This is a genomic window from bacterium, assembly GCA_030655055.1.
Lineage (GTDB): Bacteria > Edwardsbacteria > AC1 > AC1 > EtOH8 > UBA5202.
In genome coordinates this window covers 1-6,187 of the sequence record JAURWH010000124.1, presented here as the reverse complement: position 1 = coordinate 6,187, position 6,187 = coordinate 1, and the positions used below count along the sequence as shown (strand labels likewise).

The following is a 6,187-nucleotide window of genomic DNA, read 5'->3' as shown; positions in this document are numbered from 1 at the left end:
CTCCCTGCAATACCCTTTAGTGGAGCTTGCAGGAGGGCTGTTGTTTGCCGCTGCTTATCTGAAACTCGGTTTGGACTGGCGCCTGGCCGGATACCTGCCTTTTTTATGGGCTTTGCTGGTGATCTCGGCCATAGACTTAAGGCATTATATCATCCCCGATCTGCTGAGCCTTCCCGGGATTGGGCTGGGCCTGGCTTTTGGCGTGGCAGGGACCTTTTATCCGGTCTTCAATCTTTCCATCTTTGGGCACAATGACCCTTTTGCGGTCTGGGCCTGGCTGGATAGTCTGATGGGGGTTCTGATGGGAGGAGGATTGATCTGGCTGTCGGCCTGGGGCGGGGAAAAGATATTCAAACAGGAGGCCATGGGAGGCGGGGACATAAAGCTGGCGGCCTTCATCGGGGCTTTTGTCGGCTGGCAGGCAGTACTGATGGTCTTGTTCCTTTCTTTCTTGCTGGGTACTTTGGCCGGGGTTCCCCTGATGCTGCTGGGTAGGCTGAAAAAGACCTCGGAAGTATTTGAAGGTACCCCCAAGGATCAGCCGGCCAAAGCCATGGTGCCTTTCGGGCCGTTCTTGGCAATGGGGGCTTTGATAGCTTTGATGGCCGGGAAAACCATCTGGGGATTTTATTCGGCTTTGCTGGTTCGATGACCCGGCAAAATATCATCACAAACTTAACCGCAAACTCTTGACAAATCGCCTGTTTTAGGTTATAGTTATTATGTTAACAAAAGAAGCCACAAGGAGATATTTGTATTAGAGCCGTTCAATGTCAGGGATTAAACAGGGATTTGGAAAATATCAGAATCGCCTTTTTACCGTACCCTGATATCGGCTCGGCATTATCTATTTTGGCAATATTTTTTGCCATATTAAGCCGGTATCAGTCAATTGATGCCGGCTTTTAATTTTATATTTTATGATCAAAAAAATTTACATAATAATTTTTACAATTGGGTTCATGTCCGCCACGGTCACGGCCCAGATAAAGCTTTTGAAGTCGGATGACCTGGGCGCTTTGATCTCCTGTCAGTTAGCACCTGTCAGTCTGGTTCAGAATACCCAGGGGCAGACCATACCCGGAATCTCCGGTTGCCAAACTGAAGGTGAGCCGGGCCAACCCATAAGTTTGTACCAGCAGTTGATGGTGGGCGTTCCCCCGAATGCCCGAGTGGAAGTTAAAATGATCTCCGGAGAATATGAAGAATATTCCGACATAGACCTGGCTCCGGTACCGTATTTGGAGGCAACGGGAAAGGATGACTTGGGAGGGTATGTCTATCGCAAGAACGACAGATCCTATCAAGCCAAGGGATTGTCGCCGCAAACGAATGTAACACTTCATGCACTGGATATGCTTCGGCGTAACCGGGTGGCTCTGGTGAAAGTTCATCCTTTACAATATGAACCGAGTTTACGAAAATTAAGGGTTTACAGCAGAATGCAGATGCAGGTGACCTGGGATATTCCCGGCCGACCCGGGGTTGCCGCGGAGGATGAAGTTTACGGGCCGATCCTGGCCGATCAAATAATCAATTACCAACAGTCAAAAAACTGGCTGACGGAACCTTCCAAGGCCGGAACCAAGGCCGAAGACCCTTTTGCCAGCGCTAGCGTCTGGTATAAATTATCGGTGGTCAGCCAGGGGATATACCGGCTGGATTACAACTACCTGAAACGGAACGGCATCAACCCCGATATCATAGATCCCCGGACCATTAAAATTTACAATGGCGGGTCCCGGGCCTTTTCAAAGGCCTACAGCCCGGCGACAGACACCTTAAAGCAGATGAATATTTTGGTTAAAGGGGAGCAGGACGGCAAATTTGATGACGGCGACCAGATATTCTTTTTTGGGCAAAGTCTGGCCGGGTGGGATAAGAACAGCGCCCTGTTTAACGGCCATTATTACAATCCTTACGGCGATACCAACAGCTACTGGCTTTGCTGGGGCGGCGCCGCCGGTTCAAGGATGGCTGAGCGCGACTGCCGTCCTATATCCTCAAATTACGTTACTCCCCAAAGTTTTGACGATAGTTTGCACTTTGAACAGGATGCCTTCAATCCATTCAATTCGGGGGAACTGTGGTACTGGTTAAACATGAAACGGACGACAGCGGAAAATTACCGGGACTACGGCCTGTCGTTTGACTTGTCCTATGCAATGCCGGGCCCGGCAGGTATAAAAATAAATCATCGGCCAGGTATCCAAGGAAAACACCATTTAAACTGGGGCCTTAACGGTATTTATTCTAACACACAAATTTGGAGTGATGATCCTGATCCGAATGCTCCTAAACTAATTCCAGTCACTGATTCATTGGCTTTGTCTGCTATTTCGGCCTCGGAAAACACCTTTAACCTTCAATTGGACCGAAGCAATGCCGATACTGTGGATATTGTATATTTAAACTGGTTCGAAGTTTATTACCGCCGAAACTATCAAGCCTTTAATTACAATCTAAAATTCCGGGCCGATTCGCTGACCGGACAGCCTTACCTGTTTCACCTGACCGGTTTTGCCAGCGACAGTCTTTTGATTCTGGATGTCAGCAACCCGGAAAGACCAGTAGGTATCAAGAGCGATCACATCTATCAATCTTATTCGGAATTTGAAGATGACTGGCAAAAAAACCGTCTTTACTGGGCCGCTGCCGGTCCCGGATGGCAACGACCGGTAAAAATAGAGCCGTATGTGCCCCAGGGTCTTAGACAAAAGTATTTAACCACAAATTATCTGATAATAACCGCCGATGAATTCTGGCCCCAGTCCCAGGCTTTGCTGGCAATGCATGCCGAGGAAACCCGTCTGCAGCCTATGGCGGCTGTAAAACTTTCCTGGATATACAATGAATTCAGTTTTGGTCTTAAAGACCCTTCAGCCATTCGCAAGTTTCTTGATCATATTTATCTGAACTCCAGCGGTTCTAATCCCAAAAGGTGTCTTTTGTTCGGGGATGGAAGTTATGATTACCGGGAGATTGACAAAACCTGGGGCCGGCATAATTTCATTCCCACCCATCAGGAAGATGAATTGAAATCAGAGTTGGGTGAATATCTCTTTTATTCCTTTGACGATTGGTACGTTCGCTTGAATAATGTAGTCCTGCCGCAGCTTCTCTTGGCCCGGATCCCTGCCAAGAACGCCGATGAGGCATGGAATGTTGTATCAAAATCATCAAGTTATAAATCAGCGTCAGGTGATCTTCAGTGGAGCAATCGGGCCATTTTAATGGCTGATGATGAATTTGTATCTAATGGCACATACGCCGGGGAAACAATACATACTACTGATTCGGAATATTTGGCCCAAAATATTTTGCCCAAAAGCTACGAGACAACTAAAGTGTATGGGGCAATGCGGGAATATCCCAAGGACTCGGAAGGCCACAAACCAGATGCTCGTAATGCTCTTATCAGCCATTGGAATCAAGGGGCGGGGATCATTAACTTCTTTGGACACGGCGCCTATTGGGTTTGGGGCCATGAGTGGTATTTCCGGGACACCGACGTGGCTAATCTTACCAACGACGACAAATTACCCCTGGTGGTCATGGGAACCTGCGGAACTTCCCGGTTCGACATGAACCGCTACGAATCCATCGGCACCTCGCTGGTGGTCAAAAGCGGGGGCGGGGCCATTGCCACCGTCGGCGCCACCAGAGGGACTTATTCCAATGGCAATTTTAATCTGGCCAAGGGCATTTATGACAGCTTATTTAACCGTCCGTATGATATCGGGCAGGCATTTTATCAAGGCAAACTTGCCTCCGGAGGTAATTCCCTCTACATATTAATGGGAGATCCGGCCCTGTATCTGCGCAAACCTGCCGATGTTTGCAGCTTGGTTCTTAGCGATGACACCTTAAAAAGCCGGGGGCTTTATTCGGTAAAAGGTAAAATAAGCGGGCGGCCAGTTTCCTTTAACGGCCAGGCCCTGCTGACCCTTTATGATGTTTCCCGAAGGGATAGTTCTTTGTTTACGCCCACACTGACATTTATGATCCCAGGCCAGCCACTGATCAAGTTTGGGGCAGTGGTCCAAAACGATAGTTTGAATGCCAGTTTCATTTTACCCAACATCTCATCTTTGCGTTCTGAGACCCTGTCTGGAGCAAGACTGGGGGGTTATTCCTGGGGACCGAACTCGGATGCCAGCGGATTTTTGCCTGGCAGCCTGTGGATCGGAGGGATAGATACTGCTTTCCTGTCCGACACAGCCAAACCAAAGATTGAATTATGGGCCAACGAGGTGAAGTTGGCTGACGGGGACCAGGTGGGGAAATCCTCCCAGCTGAGCGTTAACATCAGCGATGATCGGGGTCTCAATATAATCCCCTTCTCAGCTTCCCAGACCGACCAGGTGCAGTTGCTTATCGACGGCAGTAAACTTTATAACATCAGCAACGATTTTGTGTTTGACATTGGCAGCGCCGTCGCCGGCCGGACAACCTGGTCCGTCGCTGCCGATAGCGGGCTTCACAGATTTCGATTCACGGCTTACGATCTGACGGGGAAAAAGGGTGTTTTGGATATGAATTTGAAAGTTTCATCACAGGAAACATCAAATAAAATTGACGGCGTCTATAACTATCCCAACCCTTTCAAACAAAGCACCTGCTTTACATTCAATCTGTATCAGGAAGGCGATGTTACCATAAAAATATATACCATCGGCGGTAGAATGATCAAAACTCTGACTCAAAGCGGCCGGAGCTTCGGCTACAATCAAATATACTGGGACGGACGCGATGCCGACGGGGACCTTTTGGCCAATGGTGTTTATTTCTATAAGGTCTCGGTCAAGGGAGCAGCTGGCGAGGCCAGCAAGATAGGCAAACTCGTGGTGATGAAATAAGAATAATATTAATAATAAACTGGAGATGACAGAAATGACAACCACAAAGATCAAGCTGTTACTGACCGTCGCGATGATCATATTGTCGACCGCGCAAGCCTGGGCCATATCGGAAGGAGGCGCCATATTTCTGATGATCCGGCCCGGTGCCCGGCCCAGCGGGATGGGCAGCGCCTTTTGCGCCATCGCCGATGACGCCACCGCCACCTATTATAATCCGGCCGGCTTGGCCTTCCTGAAAAGGAATGACCCGCTGTTAAATTACCAGGATATCAGGGACTGGAACCGGTTCCTTAACAGTTTCAAGGATTCTCCTGAGGGAAATGCTGTTGCCTGGGCTGATCTTAGTGATGCCGAAGGAATGATCATAAACCTTTACGGTTCTCCACTGTTATCTCAGAGCGACATCGCCGACTGGGATAGTTTCACAGCTGTTTTGACCGATACCGCCGGATTGGCCGGCAGAATAATATTCCCCCTGTTAAATGAAGATGTCCGAGCCGTCATCTCCGGGCACAAAACAGGAGAGGTTTTGGACAGCCAGACCAAGGCTGTTATTGTGTTCGCTTTGAACAAACGGATAAATGATCCGACCACTTATCAAGCCGCCGCCTGGAGCGGCGGGCCAATGCCGGAAACAGCTGCTAACATACTGGCCAAATACCGGATGATCCCGGACAGTCTGGGCTTTGCGTCCTCAAACGTTTCAGAACCCCAGGGTCTGGCCCAGAAGATCAAAAGCCAGGCCGATCCGGTGTCCCAGTACATTTACGGAAAGATGGCTGGAAAAACAAAAATATTACTGGCCCAAAGATATCAGGACAAAAATCCTGACAGTCTTAGATCTGTTTTGGCCGCAGCTCTTACCACTGTCTGCCGGCAGGCTGATTTTTACAAAGAACAGCGGTTTAAAAATATAGTTTTAAAGCCCGGGACTCTAGCTTTGGCCGGGAAAAATCTCAGTGGCGGAGCGCTGTACACATGGAACCAGGATCTTTTGCTCCAGTCTTATCCCGGTTTGCTGAACCTTCAAACAGCCGAGCTTTCGCCGGAAGACCTGCGTTTGCTTAACCGGATGGCGTTGGAATCATTGTTCGCCGGAACCATCAACCATTTTACATCCGGCAACAACAATGATACACTGGCGGCTTATCTCAGGGAAAAGACAAGGGAGACCGTGGGACAGGTATTTTTACAATATAAAGGAGAAGGCCCATTAGCCGAAGCAGAGCAACAGTTGTGGCTGGATGAACTGAACAACAACATACTGGCAGATACGCATCTTGTCCGCCAACAGGCTCCGGTCGGACGAAAGCAGAGCCAGTACC

3 protein-coding genes are annotated in these 6,187 nt (G+C 49.0%); all 3 read left to right on the top strand.

Translation table 11 applies throughout. The features are described 5' to 3' along the window. Window positions 1–652 (top strand): A24 family peptidase (locus tag Q7U71_05960; GenBank protein MDO9391302.1); only part of this gene is annotated, 652 nt, incomplete at its 5' end. Window positions 653–1,448: 796 nt separating this feature from the next. Further along, entirely contained in the window at window positions 1,449–4,859 is a 3,411-nt protein-coding gene (gene porU, locus Q7U71_05955; protein MDO9391301.1) for a type IX secretion system sortase PorU, read from the top strand. Window positions 4,860–4,893: 34 nt separating this feature from the next. Next, on the top strand, window positions 4,894–6,187 hold a 1,294-nt coding region (locus tag Q7U71_05950), incomplete at its 3' end, for a hypothetical protein (GenBank protein MDO9391300.1).

What these genes read in the sequence shown, in the direction of transcription:
- porU (MDO9391301.1), top strand. Translation starts at nt 1,449, where the DNA reads ATGCAGGTGACCTGGGATATTCCCGGCCGACCCGGGGTTGCCGCGGAG.